This is a genomic window from Anabaena sp. UHCC 0204, assembly GCF_009711975.1.
Lineage (GTDB): Bacteria > Cyanobacteriota > Cyanobacteriia > Cyanobacteriales > Nostocaceae > Dolichospermum.
On record NZ_VIKW01000005.1, the window covers coordinates 62,633 to 78,900 of the forward strand.

Sequence of the window (16,268 nt, forward strand, 5' to 3'; positions counted from 1 at the left end):
GTCACCTGTCACCTGTCACCTGTCACCTGTTCCCTGTCACCTAAATCTGATCTAACATCTGGCGGCGTTTTTGCTCAAACTCATATTCAGAAATTAATCCATCTTGACGCAGTGCTTCTAACTCACGCAAAGCATTAGCTAATGATTCTACATGATTACCTGTCTGGGAGGATACTTTAACTACAGACTCACCCAAATTAAAATACCGATCAAAAGTCTCCTCATCTTGAGTCAAATACCACACCCCTTCAATAGCACTAGCTACTTTAGGAATAGGTGTCCAAGATAACAAAACATATATTATTCCCCAAATTGGCTGTCCCAAGTAAAATTTATGTAAACCTGAAATGGTAAGTGTCCCAGAAAAAGCTAAAATAGCAGCAATGTTCCGGCTTTTTCGTTTAATTAACATAATTTTATTTATACCCATCATCTTTGATTTGTAAACTGACTCGTAAAGCTATCTTAACGGGCAAAAACAAATAACGGAGGTAGATACACACAATATGCTTCTAAAAATAAAATATGATTTCTATTTGTGATCTCATAATTGCTAATATCAAACATCAATCATACCAACTTAATCAAATTCCACACACTACAACACAAATATGAAAATGTATATCTTAACTAAGACCATGAAATTAATGGAAACATCTTGATATCAGTGATACACTAAGTGTATTTACGTAACTTAACAATAATTAAAAATAATCTAATACTAGATAAACCCATCTGTAATTATCAATTCAACTTTTATATCCAGTACCAATAAAGGTTTTATTTGCGAACAATACTAAAATGTCACAGAACACCCTAACAACGGAATGGCTAAACCTGCTTATTGATCCTTATGCTATCTTAGGCGTTTCTGTGAATGCTGACGAACGTCAGATTAGTAAAAGGTATTATGTTCTGGCAAAGCAGCTACATCCTGATAACTATATTAATAACAATAAACCAGATCAGAAATTAGCCCAAGCAGTATTTACACAATTAATTAACCCAGCTTATGAACAACTCAAACAAAGCAAAAAACGCCTGAACACCATAGCAATATTACGTTCAGAAGCAAAAATCTTAGATAAACAAAAAGCCGTTGGTATCCAAGTTTCTATAATTCAGGCCATAGCAACAATGTCTGCTCAAGAAGCAGAATTATTTTATGAAGATGCAGTTAAATCCTATGCAACGGCTCAATATCACTCACTCCGTCAAGCATATCAAGTCACACAGCAATTAAGTGCATTAAATATAGTTTACTTGTCATGCCAAAAACCAAACCGTTCACCAAGTAATGAATCTCAGCCTATCATTCCCCAACCAGAAACTAAGTCAGTTCCAAAAACCTTATCTCCAAACACAATTCTCAAACCAGACCTAAAAGACTATGCCATACGTCACTATGAACGAGCAGTAGAGTATTCTAATCAAGAACAATGGAATCTAGCAGTACAAGAACTACGAGATGCAATTAAGCTAGAACCAGCTAACAGTGACTACTATGCCCTACTAGGGGTAGTACATTTTCAACAGAAATTTGTAGGCATGGCTAAAGTCTATATTCGTCAAGCATTAAAAATTAATCCTAAACAACCACTGGCTTTAAAATACGCTGAACTTTTGCAAATTCAGGCAACTGAAACAAGCACTCCCCAATCAATAGTCAAAGCTTTGGGTATAGCTTCTTTATTAAATAAATTTTTATCTAAGTAGGTAGACGTGAGATAACCAAAATGTGTGAAGAAAAGTAAAATCGTCCAAAACTCTCTTCCTGTTTCCTGTTCCCTGTTCCCTGTTCCCTATCCTCACAGACAACTTTTTCAGCAAACCCTACTTAAGTGAACAAATTTAAACAGTTCAAAAAAGGTCAAGTGGTGAAATTTCGGTAAAAAACCCTACTTTAACCGAAGTAGTTTCCCTAGACGAATACTCTAGAGTAAAATAGAAATAGAGACAAAACTTGAAGTTACTGAAGTAATAGCACTCAGTTAAAGAGAAGTAAAATGGGATTCTTCGACTCTGAAATAGTGCAGCAAGAAGCTAAACAGTTGTTTGAAGATTATCAAGCACTGATTCAGCTTGGCAACAGCTACGGCAAATTTGACCGCGAGGGCAAAAAACTGTTTATTGAGCAAATGGAAACCCTGATGGATAGATATCGCGTCTTTATGAAGCGTTTTGAACTATCAGAGGATTTCATGGCGCAAATGACCATACAGCAACTAAAAACTCAGCTAGGTCAGTTTGGTGTAACTCCACAACAAATGTTTGAGCAAATGAACGTCACCTTAGAGAGGATGAAATCTGAATTGGAAAAAACACAATGACTGGGAACAATTGATAATTGACAATTGACAATTGACAATTATCAATTACCTCTTAGTTTGATTTAGGACGTGGAAACTGAGAAGGGGACTTAAACTTTTCTACAGGAACATTTTTGAGTGCTTTTGTCATAAAATCGCGCCAAACGGGGGCTACCATTCCACCACCAGTTGCTCCACTAGCCAACTGTCTATTGTCATCCCTACCTACCCAAACAGCAGTAGTTAGTTGTGGTACAGTACCGACAAACCAAATATCTTTTTCTGAAGATGTAGTTCCAGTTTTACCAGCACTGGGGCGATTTATAGAAGCACCTTTACCTGTACCTTCAGTCATTACTGAAGTCATAACATCAATAATAGCTGCTGAAGCCCAAGGATCTAAAACTTGTTTTGGTTTAGGTGTATTATCGAGGATCACATTACCAGCACTATCTGTAATTCGCACAATTACGGTAGCTGGTGATTGCCAACCATAATTAGCAAAGGTAGCATAGGCACTAGCCATTTCTAGGGGAGTGACACCAATAGCGCCCAAAGGTAGAGAGGTAACGGGTTCCATGGGACTCATAATCCCCAAAGTCCGGCAGGTTTCAATTACCTTATTCATCCCCACCGCTTTACCAAGTTTAATCACGGGGATGTTGCGAGACTGTGCTAAAGCTGTGCGAATTGACATTGCTCCGGAAAAGCCACCATCATAGTTTCTTGGATAGTACCGACTATTGCCATCTTGGTAGCTAACTGGAGTATCTAACACGGTGCTATTTGGTGCATATTTACCAGTAGCAAAGGCAGCATAGTAAACAAAGGGTTTAAATGAAGAACCAGGTTGGCGTTGAGATTGGATAGCTCGGTTAAATTCGCTGCTTTTAGAATCTACACCACCAACTAGAGCTTTAACAAAATGTGTACGGGGATCAACTGCCACCAAGGCCATTTGGTTTTTATATAACCCTTGAGACTGAAGTCTTTTATGCCAAGTTTTGACAGTATCTTCGGCCATAGCTTGGAATTTAGCGTCAACAGTAGTTTGTACGCGCATTCCACCTTTTAACAGGACATCACGTCCAAATTTTTTCGCCAACTCTTGGGCTACAGTATTAGTAATATAAGGTGAGGCGCTACCCTGAAAAGACCTGATTCTGCCAAGTTTAATTTCTTGCTTGAGGGCATCATCATATTCTTTTTGGGTGATCCAATTCAACTCTACCATCCGCCCCAGAACTTCCTTTTGTTTCTGCTTGGCTAGTCTCATGCTGGCAAAAGGGCTAAACTGTTCTGGCGCTTGGATTAAACCCGCCATCATAGCTGATTCACCCAAGGTTAAAAATTCTGCTGATTTATTAAAATAACTGCGTGCTGCTGTTTGGACACCGTAGTTGTTATGACCCCAATAAACTTGATTGAGGTACATTTCTAGGATTTCGTCTTTACTGAGAATTTGCTCTAAACGAATTGCTAAGACACCCTCTGCTAACTTGCGGGTAAAAGCCCGTTTTTGAGACAAAAATAGGTTTTTTACCAATTGCATGGTGATAGTAGAACCACCTTCTTTGACTCCACCTGCTGCCATGTTAACAACGATCGCTCGGCCTACACCAGTGGGATTAATTCCGTGATGTCCATAAAAGTGACCATCTTCACTGGCCAGAACTGCGCGTTTCAGGTTGGGAGAAATTCTATTCAGGGGGACTACTTCTCGGTTGGCTTCACCGTGAATACTAGTTAAAAGCTTGCCTTTGATATCATATATGTAGGTTGTTTCCGAGGGAAAAAAGCTTTTTATTTGCCTAACATCTGGTAAATTACGGAAGCTAATAGCTAAACCAACTAATGCTCCCGCAGCAATAGAGCTTGTTAGGAGTGTTACAGATAGCAGAGTACCACCTGTTACCTGGCCTACGCCTTTAAAAAAATCAAATCCAGATGAAGCCTGCTCTTGTGGTTGTTTGTTATCAAAAGTCCTAGACGACACGGCGATCTCACTTCCTCACTTGTAAATTTAAATGTAATTCATTAAATGAAAAAAGACAGTTAATTTTTGGCGATTTATAGTAGTCTGGCAACACAGAGAACGGATAATTTGTTTGTGAACATAACAAACTTAACTTTTAAAGTGGAAAGTATAGCTAATAGCGAATTTCTTAGTATGACGCAAAATTTCTCTTGGTTGCATCGCGGTGTGGCAGAAATTTTTCCGCAACCCCATGATGGTGATAATGAAACGGAAAGTCTGGAAAAGCGGTTACTCAATTCTGACCGACCGTTAAGGATTAAGCTAGGTATTGACCCAACGGGGGCAGATATTCATCTTGGACATAGTATACCTGTACGTAAATTGCGGGCATTTCAAGATGCTGGTCATACAGCGGTACTGATTATTGGCGATTTTACAGCCCGGATTGGTGATCCTACTGGTAAATCGGAGGTACGTCGTCAGCTTACAGAAGCTGATGTGGAAAAAAATGCTCAAACTTATCTTGATCAAGTGCGTCCTATTTTAGATTTTGACACACCTGGCAGGTTAGAGGTGCGATATAACTCAGAATGGCTTTCCTGCTTGGATTTGGGGAAAACTTTGGAGTTACTTTCCACGATGACTGTAGGACAAATGTTAGCTAAGGAAGGTTTTGCAGAACGTTATAAACAAGAGAGTCCTATTTTCCTCCATGAGTTCCTGTATCCACTGATGCAAGGTTATGATTCTGTGGCTGTGGAAGCTGATGTGGAATTGGGGGGGACTGATCAAAAATTTAACATCGCGGTGGGAAGAGATTTACAACGGCATTTTAAACTAAAACCTCAATTTGGGCTACTGTTACCAATTTTAATTGGGACTGATGGTGTACAAAAAATGTCTAAGTCTTTAGGTAATTATGTAGGATTAGGAGAACATCCTTCCCAAAAGTATCAAAAACTTCAAGGTGTGCCAGATAATTTACTGTCACAGTATTTTGAATTGCTGACAGATTTACCTTTGGATAGTCTGCCAGAAAACCCCCGCGATCGCCAAGAATATCTCGCCTGGGAAATTGTCCGTCAGTATCACGGCGAACAAGCGGCTAATGAGGCGAAGGAAGCAGCAAAAAGTGGTGGTAAGGAAGGAACACTACCGGAATTTTACCTAGATACTATTCCTCAATTTCCCGCTAAATTAGCCTATATTCTCGGTGCTTGTGGTTTGTGTAAAAGTACAGGAGAAGGGAAGCGGAAAATTCAAGAGGGTGGTGTGCGCCTAGATGGGACTAAAATTACTGATGTTGATACCTCTTTTGCAGAACCTAGCGATTTACACGGTAAAGTTTTACAAGTTGGTAAAAACAAGTTTGTGCGTTTGGTAGCAGGATAGGGAACAGGGAACAGAAAGAAGATGCTTCCCAATGACAACTAACAACTGACAACTGACCAATGACAACTAACCAATGACAACTGACAAAATTATCGTTCCTTTAGATGTACCAGATTTAGACAGTGCGATCGCTCTCATTGATAAACTTCCCCAAGTCACTTTCTGGAAAGTTGGTTTGGAGTTGTTTACTAGCACTGGTCCAAAAATTCTGGAAATTCTCAAATCTCAAGAAAAACGCATTTTCCTAGATTTGAAGTTTCACGATATCCCCAACACTGTCGCCGGTGCTTGTCGCGCTGCGGCTGGTTACGGGGTGGATTTATTGACAATTCACGCAACTTGTGGTAAAGATGCTCTCAAAGCGGCGGCGGAAGCTGTGCAAATTGGGGCGGAAAAAGCCGGGACAAAACCACCGAAGTTAATCGCTATTACTTTGTTAACCAGCATTTCGGCGCGTCAGTTGGCGTTTGATTTAAAAATTCCTTTAGAATTGCCAGAATTTGCTTTAGAAATGGCACTATTGGCACAGAATTCTGGTTTAAATGGGGCGGTTTGTTCTCCCCAAGAAGTGCAACAATTAAGAGCAAGTTGTGAAAAAGACTTTGTGCTGGTTTGTCCAGGAGTGCGGCCGACGTGGGCTGATCAGGGAGATCAAAAGCGATCGCTCACACCTTCCCAAGCTATCACAGCAGGTGCAGATTATCTAGTTATCGGTCGCCCCATTACTGCTGCGGCTGAACCTGAGTTAGCGTGGAATCAGATTGTAGAGGAGTTAAACACAGTGTCATGAAAATAGGAATCAGGAGTCAGGAGGTAGGGGCGCAGGTCCTGCGCCCAGTCAGGAGTCTGAAGGAAGAAGAAAGAAGGAAATTCCTCCTCTCCCCTGCTCCCCTGCTCCCCTGCTCCCCTGCTCCCTCGCTCTGGTTGTTGATAACCTGTAGCTGGCTATTTATCTCTCCTGGATTTCATTACCCTGTATTTGCTAAAAATATTACTCCCAAACCTGTAAATCCAGAAATTAGCAATTCTTGTTCTGAGCAAAGTTTAGAAACTTTAACTACTCAGCTATTGCTAGATTTACCTAGCTATGCTAACCGGGCTATCCAACGTGGGCGTAGAATGAAACGGAGTGTTGATACTTTTTCCTATATATTAGTTGCGGGTAAACCAGAGTTTCAACCTTTACCATTAAATCCTGGTATTGATAATGGGAATAACTATGAAGTAGAAGGAGTAAAACAGGTTTTCTTTACTACCTTAGAGCGAAAATATATCAATAAAAAACCTGTAGAATTACAAGAATTCCACAGACTATTTTTAACAAAAACTAAGATTGGCTGGGCTGTAGTAATGATGTTTTCCCAAACTGGTGAGTATCCCGTTAAACCACCTATTGCACCACCCAGGGATAGTAGTAATGGGGCGATCGCTCAAGGTGTTAAACTATGGTTACGGGATTGTCAAGCAATTGACAATTGATAATTGATAATTGACAATGATCCACTATCAAACACTAAAAGGCTTTGACTCCTGACTCCTCTTCTAATTCTGCTGTCAGTTTTTCTTTATTGCGTCTGCGGATTTTGGCGTACATTTGAATACTCACAGCCATGAAAATCACTAAACCAAAAATTAGCCATGCGGTGAGGTCTGTGGGTAAGTTATTCTTGAATGTAGCCAACATCACAATTACTACTAATAAAAGCGTCGGTGCTTCATTAAAAGCGCGTAAACTTTGACCAGTCCACTTACATTCATCTGCTGCTAACTGCTTCATTAATCTACCGCAGTAATGATGATAACCGATTAAAATCGCTACAAATCCTAATTTGAAATGTAACCACGGTTCTTTTAATAGTTCCATGTTGGTAGATAAGATACCAATAGCCATTGCTATGGTTACAAACATCCCAGGAGTGGTAATGATGTCATAAAGACGCTTTTCCATGATTTGATACTGGTTTTTCAGTATCGTTTTCGCTGGTTCTGGTTCTTGGTTGGCTTCAACGTGGTAGATAAATAGCCGTACTAGGTAAAATAAACCCGCAAACCAAACTACAAAGCCAATTATGTGAAATGCTTTAAACCAAGAATAAGCCATGAATTGTCACCTACCTTAATGAATTTACAAATGATTGCATCTATTCTCATTATCAGGTTACGGTGATTTCTGGCAAGGATGCAGATAGGTTAAGAAGTGTGAACTATAGCAGGTAAGAGTTGATTGCTTCTTTATCACTCCTCTAGAAACGTTCTAGAGGAACGTTTACTGACGCTATCAGCAAGCCCTATCTAAGGTTAGTTTCAGCAGCGTTACGGCAGTTTGCAAGTATTTATACAATTTATTTACATTTTCTTCAGTAATCCTCACAAGATCCTCAACTTTTGTGTTTATAGTCAGTTGCAAGGTGATAGAAAAAATCTAGAAATTTTAACAAAGCCTAGAAAATTAATATTATTTGGAGATTTACCATGATTAAATTGCTGGTGGGGATTCTTGTTTTTGTGATTAATACAGTTTATCGAGATCGTCCTTATCCTCGTTTTTATGTCCTAGAAACTGTTGCTAGAGTTCCTTATTTTTCCTATCTTTCAGTTTTGCATCTTTATGAAACATTAGGATTTTGGCGGAAAGCTGATTGGTTAAAAGTGCATTTTGCCGAATCTTGGAATGAATTGCATCATTTATTGATTATGGAATCTTTAGGAGGTTCAGCATTTTGGGGCGATCGCATATTAGCAAAAACAACTGCTTTAATTTATTATTGGATTATTGTCACCCTGTATATTATTTCTCCTAAATCTGCTTATCATTTCATGGAATTGGTGGAAGGACACGCTTATAGCAGCTATCAGAAATTTTTGACAGAACAAGCAGCAGAATTAAAGTTACAACCTGCTCCAGCAATAGCTATTAGCTACTATCGTGATGGTGATTTATATATGTTTGATGAGTTCCAAACTGCTCCATCTTCAGAAAAACGTCGTCCTCAAGTTGATAATCTTTATGATGTATTTGTGGCGATTCGTGATGATGAAATGGAACACGTGAAAACAATGGTAGCTTGTCAAGAAACCAACGCTCAAATCTCCTTCAAAAGTCCTCATACTTTAGCTAATTCGGAAATTACGGATAGTTTTGCAAATATACCTAGCGATTAAAAAATGACTTCACCACTCTACAAAAATGCGGGTATAGGTTAAGATGTAGTTTATGGTCGGTTAATGATAAAAGCACCAATAAATGGTAAAATCTGGAAAATTCCTGAAAAACCATTAGCATAACCATTTTTTCTACCGATAGCTTCTATATCAGTTGGCTTAACTGGTTTTTTGGCTTTGCTGATTTGAAGTATGAACATAATTTTTGATCATATCAAAACCCCTGTAGAGACTTTCCATGGAAAGTCTCTACTCAATTTTTACCGGGTTTTAGTCCGATTTTTGAGCCTGGTTAAATTTGATCAAGGTTTCTCCAAGAGTGATATTATTTATCTTTACTAGGAAATTTCCAATAAATAATAACTGAGTCGAGTTTTCTTAACCTTTTTTAACGGAAAGAAGCGAAACAAAAGTGTAGTCAAAATATTCAGTTAATTCATTCCAACTAAAAGCAAATGAGCGCAATTAGTCAACGTAGGTTTGTGATTGGGGATGTGCATGGTCACTATGAAGCTTTGATGTTACTGTTGGAGGAAATAGCTCCTGCATCAGAAGATCAAGTCTATTTTTTAGGAGATTTAATTGATCGTGGTCCACAAAGCGCCCAAGTAGTAGAGTTTGTTAAACAAAGTAATTACCCTTGTTTGCTAGGTAATCATGAACAGATGTTATTAAACATCTTGACTGGTAGGGATACTACATCAGCAAATATGCAAGCGTGGTTGTATAGTGGAGGACAGGCCACAATTGCTAGTTACCAATCTGCGGCCATTCCTCAAGAACATCTAGATTGGTTTCATAGTTTACCGACATATCTAGATTTGGGAGATTTTTGGTTAACTCATGCAGGTGTTGATCCCTACAAAACTGTAGAGGAACAAACATCTGAGCAACTGTGTTGGATTAGGGAAGAATTTCATCGGATCGAGCAACCATATTTCCCAGACAAGTTGATTATAGTTGGTCATACTATAACTTTTACCTTGCCTGGTGTTGCTCCTGGTAATTTAGCACAAGGACAAGGATGGATTGATATTGATACTGGTGCTTATCATCCCCGTAGTGGTTGGTTGACGGGGCTAGATATTACCAATAAGTTAGTTTATCAAGCTAATGTTTTTAATCGTACAGTTAGAACTTTAACTTGGAAAGAGGCAATTACGATGATTGCGCCAGAAGAATTCACTGTTAGTCGTCGTCAGAGGCTGCGTAGGTAATGATAATAGATGAGTTTTCTACTGCAAAAACGCTCTGATTCTATTTTGATAGATAGTATTATCCAAACCGTTATTTTGATTACTGGGTTGAGCGTTAATCTGGTTTTGGAGTGAGTTAACGCGATCGCTTGTTCCCGGATGTGTACTTAAAAATGTAGGTACAGTTCTGCTACTTTGTAGCTTTTTCATAAAAGAAACCATTGCTGACTGAGAATAACCAGTGCGTGTTAAATTTCTTAATCCTCTGGTATCAGCATCATATTCATCTTGACGACTGCGAGGACGATTCAGTGCTAAATCTACGCCTATACCTACAGCCGCATTTTTATTTAAACCTGTTGCGGTAGCTACACCACTAGCGATCGCTCGTTGACGCATTTGTTTAACGAGATGTTTACCCTCAATGTGACCCATTTCATGAGCTAATACACTAGCTAGTTCTGCTTCATTGTCGGCTGTTGTCAACAAACCTGTATTCACATAAATAAAACCCCCAGTAGTAGCAAAAGCATTAACAGCCGGATCTTCAACTACTTGAAAAGTATAGGGAATATTAGAGCGATCGCTATTAGCTGCTAAACGTCTACCCACTTCTTCTACATAACGATTTAGCTGTGAATTCCGAGAAATTCTGACTTCTCGCTGTAACTGCTGATTCATCTGTTTACCAAGCTCAAATTCCTGACGATCAGATATATTAGATAAGTTAAATACCTGCACGCCTTGAAATAAAAGCGGTAATAAATCTATAGCCTTACTTGGTAAAGGTGTACTCAAGCACAGACTAAGGGCAACAACCACAGAAATCAGGGGATACAAACCGCGTCGTTGCCACAGACGGTAATTTTTCCAAAATCCTTGCCAGTTAATCATAATTCACCCAGATATTGTGTAACAACTTAAAATTAGAAGACGAATTTTCAACGGACTAAGTTGCATTTTCTACTGAATCACTTAATATAGATAGTCAAATGCGATCGCCTACCCGCCCGCCGTATACATAACTCGAAATTACTGCAATTATGATAAACTGTCGCATAACATTAATGTAATGTCTACCTGTTCTCAGGTTTACCCCAATTGTCAAGATTGTAAATTAACCACATCTTAATCAAAATTTCGCGCTAAATAAAAAAGAGGTTAATTTTAGGTGTGGTCTAAATACATGAAAACTCCTGTAAAAACTCTTTAGTCCCATTAATTACCTAGCTGAAAACTCAACTTAAATTTTTGCAACCCAGGTTATGGCTATTTTAGATTCCAAAGGTCGCTTATTCGGTAAGATTAACCTACTAGACTTAGGTGCTGCATTAGTAATTTTACTAGTAATAGTAGGTATTTTTATTTTCCCTGGTACTTCCGGTTCTGTTGCTCAAGTGGGTTCAAAAACAGTACCGATTGAAGTAGATTTAGTAGTCCGTGGACTCAATGTTCGTGATCCTGAACAGTTATTTAAACAAGGATTAATCAAAGGTGGTAAAACCAATGTGATTATCCGCAATCAACCTTATGGTCAAATTGGGATTAAATCCATTCAGCAATTAGATAGAATGCTGACAGTTGGTCAACCAGATGGTTCTGTAAAAGAATTACCAGATCCCAGAACAAACAACTTTAGTACGGATTTTATCTTGACTTTAGAAGACAAAGCTACAGTAACTAAAGATGGTGCAGTTCTAGGTAATAGCAAAGTAAAAATTGGGATGCCTTTTGAATTAGAAGGTTTTAATTATAACTTTAATGCGTCTGTAATTGACATCAGGTTACAGGATAAATAGCATTTTACTAGAGTTCATCACTCACAATTAGCCGAAAACTATACACTCATCATTTTGTAATTAAATAGGTAAATACTGTGGCACAGGCTTCGTCTTCTTGGCGACAACTCATTAATCAAATTTTGGAAATTAAAACAGGAAGACCAAAACAACGCATTTTTCAACAATTCTCAGAACCTGGTTTTTTGCTTGGGTTGTTAACAGTTATTGTGGCCATGCTACTCTGGAGTTGGCAACTGCTGTTAGCTCTTGTTGTTGGCATTGGCATCATGGTATTTACTTATTCAGTGCAGAAATGGAACTTCCAATTACACTGGGTAGAAATCAGGAAATTGATTAGTAGCACTAACAGTCGTTTAGCTTATTCTGTTGTAATTGGTGGAATTGCGACTGTAATCACTTATCTGGCTTCAGCAATTTGGGTGGATTCCCAAAGTCCTTGGTTAGCTGCTGGTACTATTATCCAAGGAATGGGAACACTATTAACTCTCATTTTATTAGTGTGGCAGATATTCAGTTTTCAGGGAAATCGAGAGGAAGATTATCTTGATAAATTGTTAAACAATTTAACAGAAAAAGATCCTTTGAAACGTTTCATTGCTATGCGCCAACTCAATAAATTAATTAACCGTCAGCACATTGATACAACGCTACAAAAAGATGTAGTAGAATGCCTGCAACTGTTGCTGAGTCAGGAAAAAGAAGTAAGAATTCGGGAAGTAGCTTTAGATTGTCTGCAAAATTTGGATGAGTTCCAAATACTAAAACCAATTAATACAAAAGTCTTTGTTCCTGTGTCAGCCAAAGCCAAAAATAAAGTCCTTGTGGATTGATATCAAGCCCTATTGTTGACTTCTCACTTCAGGACTTTGTGTTAACTCTTCTTGTAACATTTTCTGATAAATTTTTGGCAAGGAACGACTTATAGAATTAGTTTCTATGCCATATCCTAAACTTGTCCAAGTAGGAGAAAGTTTTCGTAAAACATCATTTAATTTTTGTTGACGTAACAATTTAGGAATCTCCACACCCCAGACTTGGGAATCATTTAACCAACTGTAAACTACAACGTCTTGATACTCTGCTTCAAAACTATAATGAGTCCAAAGCATCATTTGTGTAGGTTGTGGATGATAACGTGGAGCAATTTCATACCACGTAGTGTTAATCATTTGATAACGACCGGCGGCTGTAGAACAATTACCTGTATTTGGTCCTGTGAGAATAGTGACACATTTTTGAGGATGACGACTAAGATCATTAACTTGTTCTCCGCCATATAACAGAGAGTAGGGACGATTCCCATTAGCCTCACTGGCAGATATAGTTCGCATTAATGCCCGAATATAAGGATCTCCCCCTTTCATAACTAAAGGTGGCTGTCTTTGGGTGAATACAGGTTCGGAAGATGATCGGATATTGCCAAAAACATACCACTGAAATAGGTATACAAAGCCCAAAACAGCGGCTATGGGCGCAATGAGTTTTTCTACACCTTTAAGTTCAAAGCTTTTCAGAATTCTTGTCCTCTCAATTCTTTCTTTTCACTAATAACAAAAATCTAGCTTTTGATTTCGGAAAAATAATAACTTCAGTAATATTGCCATGATGACGGTATTCCATTGTTTAGATACAATATCAATTATTGTATGACAATCATTAATCATCCCGATTATGTGAAGTTAATGACAAATTATTGAGATTTTGATAAAAGTTGGATTTTAATGCGAAAAAACTTCTCTAAATTGGGAATGATTAATATAGACAAATTTTAAAATATACAAAAAACAAACTTATGGTTACAAACAATAGAGAATATCAATCTTTAGAAGTAGAGGAATTTCCTTTAGAATTAGATACAAGCGCAGCCAGGAATGAACCTGTATTTAAGGAGTCCCATTTCAGCCCTACTAAATTTTATGGAAATTATCAAGACTGCATGGAAATGTATGCACCTGTAGAACAGGTAGAGGAGTATTTCAATGCTCATGCTTTATGGTTTGGCCGTTGTGCAGAACCCATGAAAGTACATCCTCTAGGCGAAAATAGTTATGCTTTAGTGGTGGGTAAATTTGGTGCTTTTGGTTACGATGTTGAACCAAAAATTGGTTTGGAGTTATTAGCACCCGCAGATCGTGAATACCACATTCGGACTATCCCTGTACCTGATTATCAAGCACCTGGTTATGAGGTAGATTATAAATCTTCAACTCGATTAATAGGTGATTTGGATGGGGTGACAAGGGTAGAATGGGATTTGGATTTGGTAGTTGAGTTACACTTTCCCCGCTTTATTCAGCGATTACCCCATTCTTTAATTCAATCTACAGGCGATCGCGTCCTTAATCAAATTGTTCGTCAAGTTTCCCGTCGTCTCACCCACAAAGTCCAGAAAGATTTTCATCAATCTCTAAATATAGGTAAGAATTGACAATTGACAATTGATAATTGACAATTGACAATTGATAATTGACAATTGACAACTAACCACTGACAACTGACCACTGACCACTGACAACTTATGCTTTAGTGAGAATTCTTTGGATAATTTCGATACCAGAGAAAGCTTGCCATGCAAACAGCCCTAAAATAGCAAAATTCAACAATATATGAGTCATCCGCGCCCAATTTGCTCCTTTTTGCATAAAAGGAGATAGGGATGCAGAAAAAGCTATTAAGCCTGTCATACCTAATCCGGCTAGTAGATGGGGTCCGACAAACAATTTACCATTATTAATATAGGTAACAGCCATACCACCAATTGAACCTGCAACCATCAAGGCTAAGATAATAGAACCAATTTGGTGGTGTTTGATGGTATACCGTCCTTTAATCAGTTCTTTCTTTTCTTCTCCTTGAGAATTTCTGGTACGCTGTACTTGTAAACCTAAGTATGCAGCATATAAAGTAAGTGCTAATAGTACCCACATGATGACTGGATGTCCGAAATTCAGCCAGAATTTTATTGTTGGAGAGAGTTCAAAAACCATATTACTTACGCCCGATTATTAAATCTTCATAAAACTTAGCATACATTGATTTTCTTGACTCAGCAATTTTCCGATAGCGTGGTATTAGCTATTCTTGTCAAAGTCTAAATTTTGATTGAAATCAGTAACATCTGCCCAAATAGGATATAACCAATGATAGAAAATAAAGATACCTCTTTGCTAAAGGCTGTAAAAAGTGGGGATATCAAAGGATTGTCTACACTGCTGGCTCATGGTGCTAACGTGGATACAAGCGATCGCCATGGGACCACAGCATTGATGTTTGCAGCGAATTTAGGTTATACAGAAATTGTGCGATCGCTCTTGGATGCTGGTGCTAATATCAATTTAACCAGACAAACATATAGTTTAACAGCATTAATGCTTGCTGCGAGTGCTAATCAAATAGATGTTGTTAAGCTATTAATCGCTAGAGGTGCAAATATTAATGCTACTAATGAAGATGGTAGCACAGCCTTAATGGTAGCCGCACTTAAAGGTAATTTAGAGATAGTGCAAATCCTCTTAGCGGCTGGTGCTGACAGAGAAATTACTGACAAAGATGATGACAGTGCTTTAAAACTAGCAGTAAAACACAAACATCCCGCAGTTGTTAAAGCAATATCACAAAATCACAATATTGTCAATAGCCAAGATCCAGAAGGTGAGACAGCATTAATGATTGCCGCAGACTTAGGTTATTTAGAAATAATACAAGCATTGCTGTCATCTGGGGCTGATGTCAATATCAAAAATGTTGATCATGGAACAGCACTATTAGCAGCTACAGCAACGGGAAACATTGATCTAATCACCACTTTATTAGATGCAGGTGCGGAAATTAATCACCAAGATAAAGAAGGTGAAACAGCCTTACATCTTGCTGTTGTGGAAGAATATATTGATGTAGTGAAAATATTAATTCAGCAAGGAGCAGATGTCCAAATTAGAAACCATCTGGGAGATACACCCCTACTCATAGCAGCATTTCAAGGATATAGCGAGATAGTAGAAATTTTGTTGGGTGCGGGTGCAGAAATGGAAAAGAAAAACTTTGGAGAAGTTGCGCTCACATTAGCAGTATCCAAAGGACATTTCACAACCGTGAAAACATTACTAGATCATGGTGCAGATATTAATAGTTTAGCAGATGATGGTAAAACTGCTTTAGTCAAAGCCATAGCGGCAAATTATCCCGAAATATTCCAAATATTACTAGAAAAAGGGGCAAATGTGAATCTGCAAAACTCTTCAGGAGCAACTGCTTTAATGTGGGCTGTAGCTGAGGGTTATAGTCAAGCTGTAGAAATGTTATTGCAAGCTGGAGCAGATATAAACTTAAAAAATCAAGGTGGTTATACTGCTTTAATGATTGCAGAATTTAATAATTATCGGGGTATAGCTAAAACATTAAGACAACGTGGAGCGCAGGAATAATTTAG

At 38.3% G+C, this 16,268-nt stretch carries 18 protein-coding genes; 11 read left to right on the forward strand and 7 right to left on the reverse strand.

What is annotated here, in order from left to right; translation table 11 throughout:
• Nucleotides 1–40: 40 nt before the first annotated feature.
• Nucleotides 41–412: an NINE protein gene (locus FJR04_RS05670; protein WP_168492570.1), complete on the reverse strand. Its 372-nt coding sequence runs from the start codon at nucleotides 410–412 to the stop codon at nucleotides 41–43.
• Between the two features lie 389 nt (nucleotides 413–801).
• Between FJR04_RS05670 and FJR04_RS05675 the strand changes: the two genes are divergently transcribed.
• Nucleotides 802–1,716 carry a DnaJ domain-containing protein gene (locus FJR04_RS05675; protein ID WP_168492572.1) on the forward strand — a complete coding sequence of 305 codons (915 nt, stop codon included), beginning with the start codon at nucleotides 802–804 and terminating at the stop codon, nucleotides 1,714–1,716.
• A gap of 290 nt (nucleotides 1,717–2,006) precedes the next feature.
• On the forward strand, nucleotides 2,007–2,330 hold the full coding sequence (locus FJR04_RS05680; protein WP_168492574.1) for a DUF1825 family protein: 324 nt from the start codon (nucleotides 2,007–2,009) through the stop codon (nucleotides 2,328–2,330).
• Nucleotides 2,331–2,382: 52 nt separating this feature from the next.
• Here FJR04_RS05680 and FJR04_RS05685 read toward each other — a convergent pair whose 3' ends face one another.
• Entirely contained in the window at nucleotides 2,383–4,305 is a 1,923-nt protein-coding gene (locus FJR04_RS05685; protein ID WP_168492576.1) for a transglycosylase domain-containing protein, read from the reverse strand.
• 174 nt (nucleotides 4,306–4,479) lie between these two features.
• Between FJR04_RS05685 and tyrS the strand changes: the two genes are divergently transcribed.
• From tyrS to FJR04_RS05700, 3 genes are all read left to right on the forward strand, one after another.
• Nucleotides 4,480–5,679: a tyrosine--tRNA ligase gene (tyrS, locus tag FJR04_RS05690; protein ID WP_168492900.1), complete on the forward strand. Its 1,200-nt coding sequence runs from the start codon at nucleotides 4,480–4,482 to the stop codon at nucleotides 5,677–5,679.
• Nucleotides 5,680–5,752: 73 nt separating this feature from the next.
• Nucleotides 5,753–6,469, forward strand: coding sequence for an orotidine-5'-phosphate decarboxylase (gene pyrF / locus FJR04_RS05695; protein WP_168492577.1), 717 nt, complete (start codon nucleotides 5,753–5,755; stop codon nucleotides 6,467–6,469).
• A gap of 137 nt (nucleotides 6,470–6,606) precedes the next feature.
• The gene (locus FJR04_RS05700) at nucleotides 6,607–7,158 is read left to right on the forward strand and encodes a hypothetical protein (protein WP_371418268.1); all 552 of its coding nucleotides are present in this window, start codon (nucleotides 6,607–6,609) and stop codon (nucleotides 7,156–7,158) included.
• 34 nt (nucleotides 7,159–7,192) lie between these two features.
• On the opposite strand, the gene hemJ is transcribed toward FJR04_RS05700, so the two are convergent.
• Nucleotides 7,193–7,780, reverse strand: a complete 588-nt coding sequence (gene hemJ, locus FJR04_RS05705) for a protoporphyrinogen oxidase HemJ (protein WP_168492579.1) — start codon at nucleotides 7,778–7,780, stop codon at nucleotides 7,193–7,195.
• A 371-nt stretch (nucleotides 7,781–8,151) separates the two neighbouring features.
• Between hemJ and FJR04_RS05710 the strand changes: the two genes are divergently transcribed.
• Nucleotides 8,152–8,841 (forward strand): alternative oxidase, encoded by a 690-nt coding sequence (locus tag FJR04_RS05710; protein WP_168492581.1) that lies wholly within the window; start codon nucleotides 8,152–8,154, stop codon nucleotides 8,839–8,841.
• A gap of 50 nt (nucleotides 8,842–8,891) precedes the next feature.
• Here the strand turns inward: FJR04_RS05710 and FJR04_RS05715 are convergent, their stop codons facing one another.
• The gene (locus FJR04_RS05715; RefSeq protein WP_168492583.1) at nucleotides 8,892–9,041 is read right to left on the reverse strand and encodes a hypothetical protein; all 150 of its coding nucleotides are present in this window, start codon (nucleotides 9,039–9,041) and stop codon (nucleotides 8,892–8,894) included.
• Nucleotides 9,042–9,296: 255 nt separating this feature from the next.
• Between FJR04_RS05715 and FJR04_RS05720 the strand changes: the two genes are divergently transcribed.
• Nucleotides 9,297–10,058, forward strand: coding sequence for a metallophosphoesterase family protein (locus FJR04_RS05720; RefSeq protein ID WP_168492585.1), 762 nt, complete (start codon nucleotides 9,297–9,299; stop codon nucleotides 10,056–10,058).
• Between the two features lie 18 nt (nucleotides 10,059–10,076).
• Here FJR04_RS05720 and FJR04_RS05725 read toward each other — a convergent pair whose 3' ends face one another.
• Nucleotides 10,077–10,931, reverse strand: a complete 855-nt coding sequence (locus FJR04_RS05725; RefSeq protein ID WP_168492587.1) for a M48 family metallopeptidase — start codon at nucleotides 10,929–10,931, stop codon at nucleotides 10,077–10,079.
• A gap of 371 nt (nucleotides 10,932–11,302) precedes the next feature.
• Between FJR04_RS05725 and FJR04_RS05730 the strand changes: the two genes are divergently transcribed.
• Complete coding sequence (locus FJR04_RS05730) at nucleotides 11,303–11,836, forward strand: DUF4330 domain-containing protein (protein WP_168492590.1); 534 nt, start codon at nucleotides 11,303–11,305, stop codon at nucleotides 11,834–11,836.
• Between the two features lie 77 nt (nucleotides 11,837–11,913).
• Nucleotides 11,914–12,669 (forward strand): armadillo-type fold-containing protein, encoded by a 756-nt coding sequence (locus FJR04_RS05735; RefSeq protein WP_168492592.1) that lies wholly within the window; start codon nucleotides 11,914–11,916, stop codon nucleotides 12,667–12,669.
• 9 nt (nucleotides 12,670–12,678) lie between these two features.
• On the opposite strand, the gene FJR04_RS05740 is transcribed toward FJR04_RS05735, so the two are convergent.
• Nucleotides 12,679–13,356: a glycoside hydrolase family protein gene (locus FJR04_RS05740; protein ID WP_168492904.1), complete on the reverse strand. Its 678-nt coding sequence runs from the start codon at nucleotides 13,354–13,356 to the stop codon at nucleotides 12,679–12,681.
• Between the two features lie 275 nt (nucleotides 13,357–13,631).
• On the opposite strand from FJR04_RS05740, the gene FJR04_RS05745 reads away from it, so the two are divergent.
• Entirely contained in the window at nucleotides 13,632–14,267 is a 636-nt protein-coding gene (locus tag FJR04_RS05745; RefSeq protein ID WP_168492594.1) for a DUF1997 domain-containing protein, read from the forward strand.
• A gap of 88 nt (nucleotides 14,268–14,355) precedes the next feature.
• On the opposite strand, the gene FJR04_RS05750 is transcribed toward FJR04_RS05745, so the two are convergent.
• A complete protein-coding gene (locus FJR04_RS05750; protein WP_168492596.1) occupies nucleotides 14,356–14,826 on the reverse strand; it encodes a DUF4079 domain-containing protein in 471 nt (156 codons plus the stop codon).
• Nucleotides 14,827–14,979: 153 nt separating this feature from the next.
• On the opposite strand from FJR04_RS05750, the gene FJR04_RS05755 reads away from it, so the two are divergent.
• Entirely contained in the window at nucleotides 14,980–16,263 is a 1,284-nt protein-coding gene (locus FJR04_RS05755) for an ankyrin repeat domain-containing protein (protein ID WP_168492598.1), read from the forward strand.
• The last annotated feature ends 5 nt before the right edge of the window (nucleotides 16,264–16,268 follow it).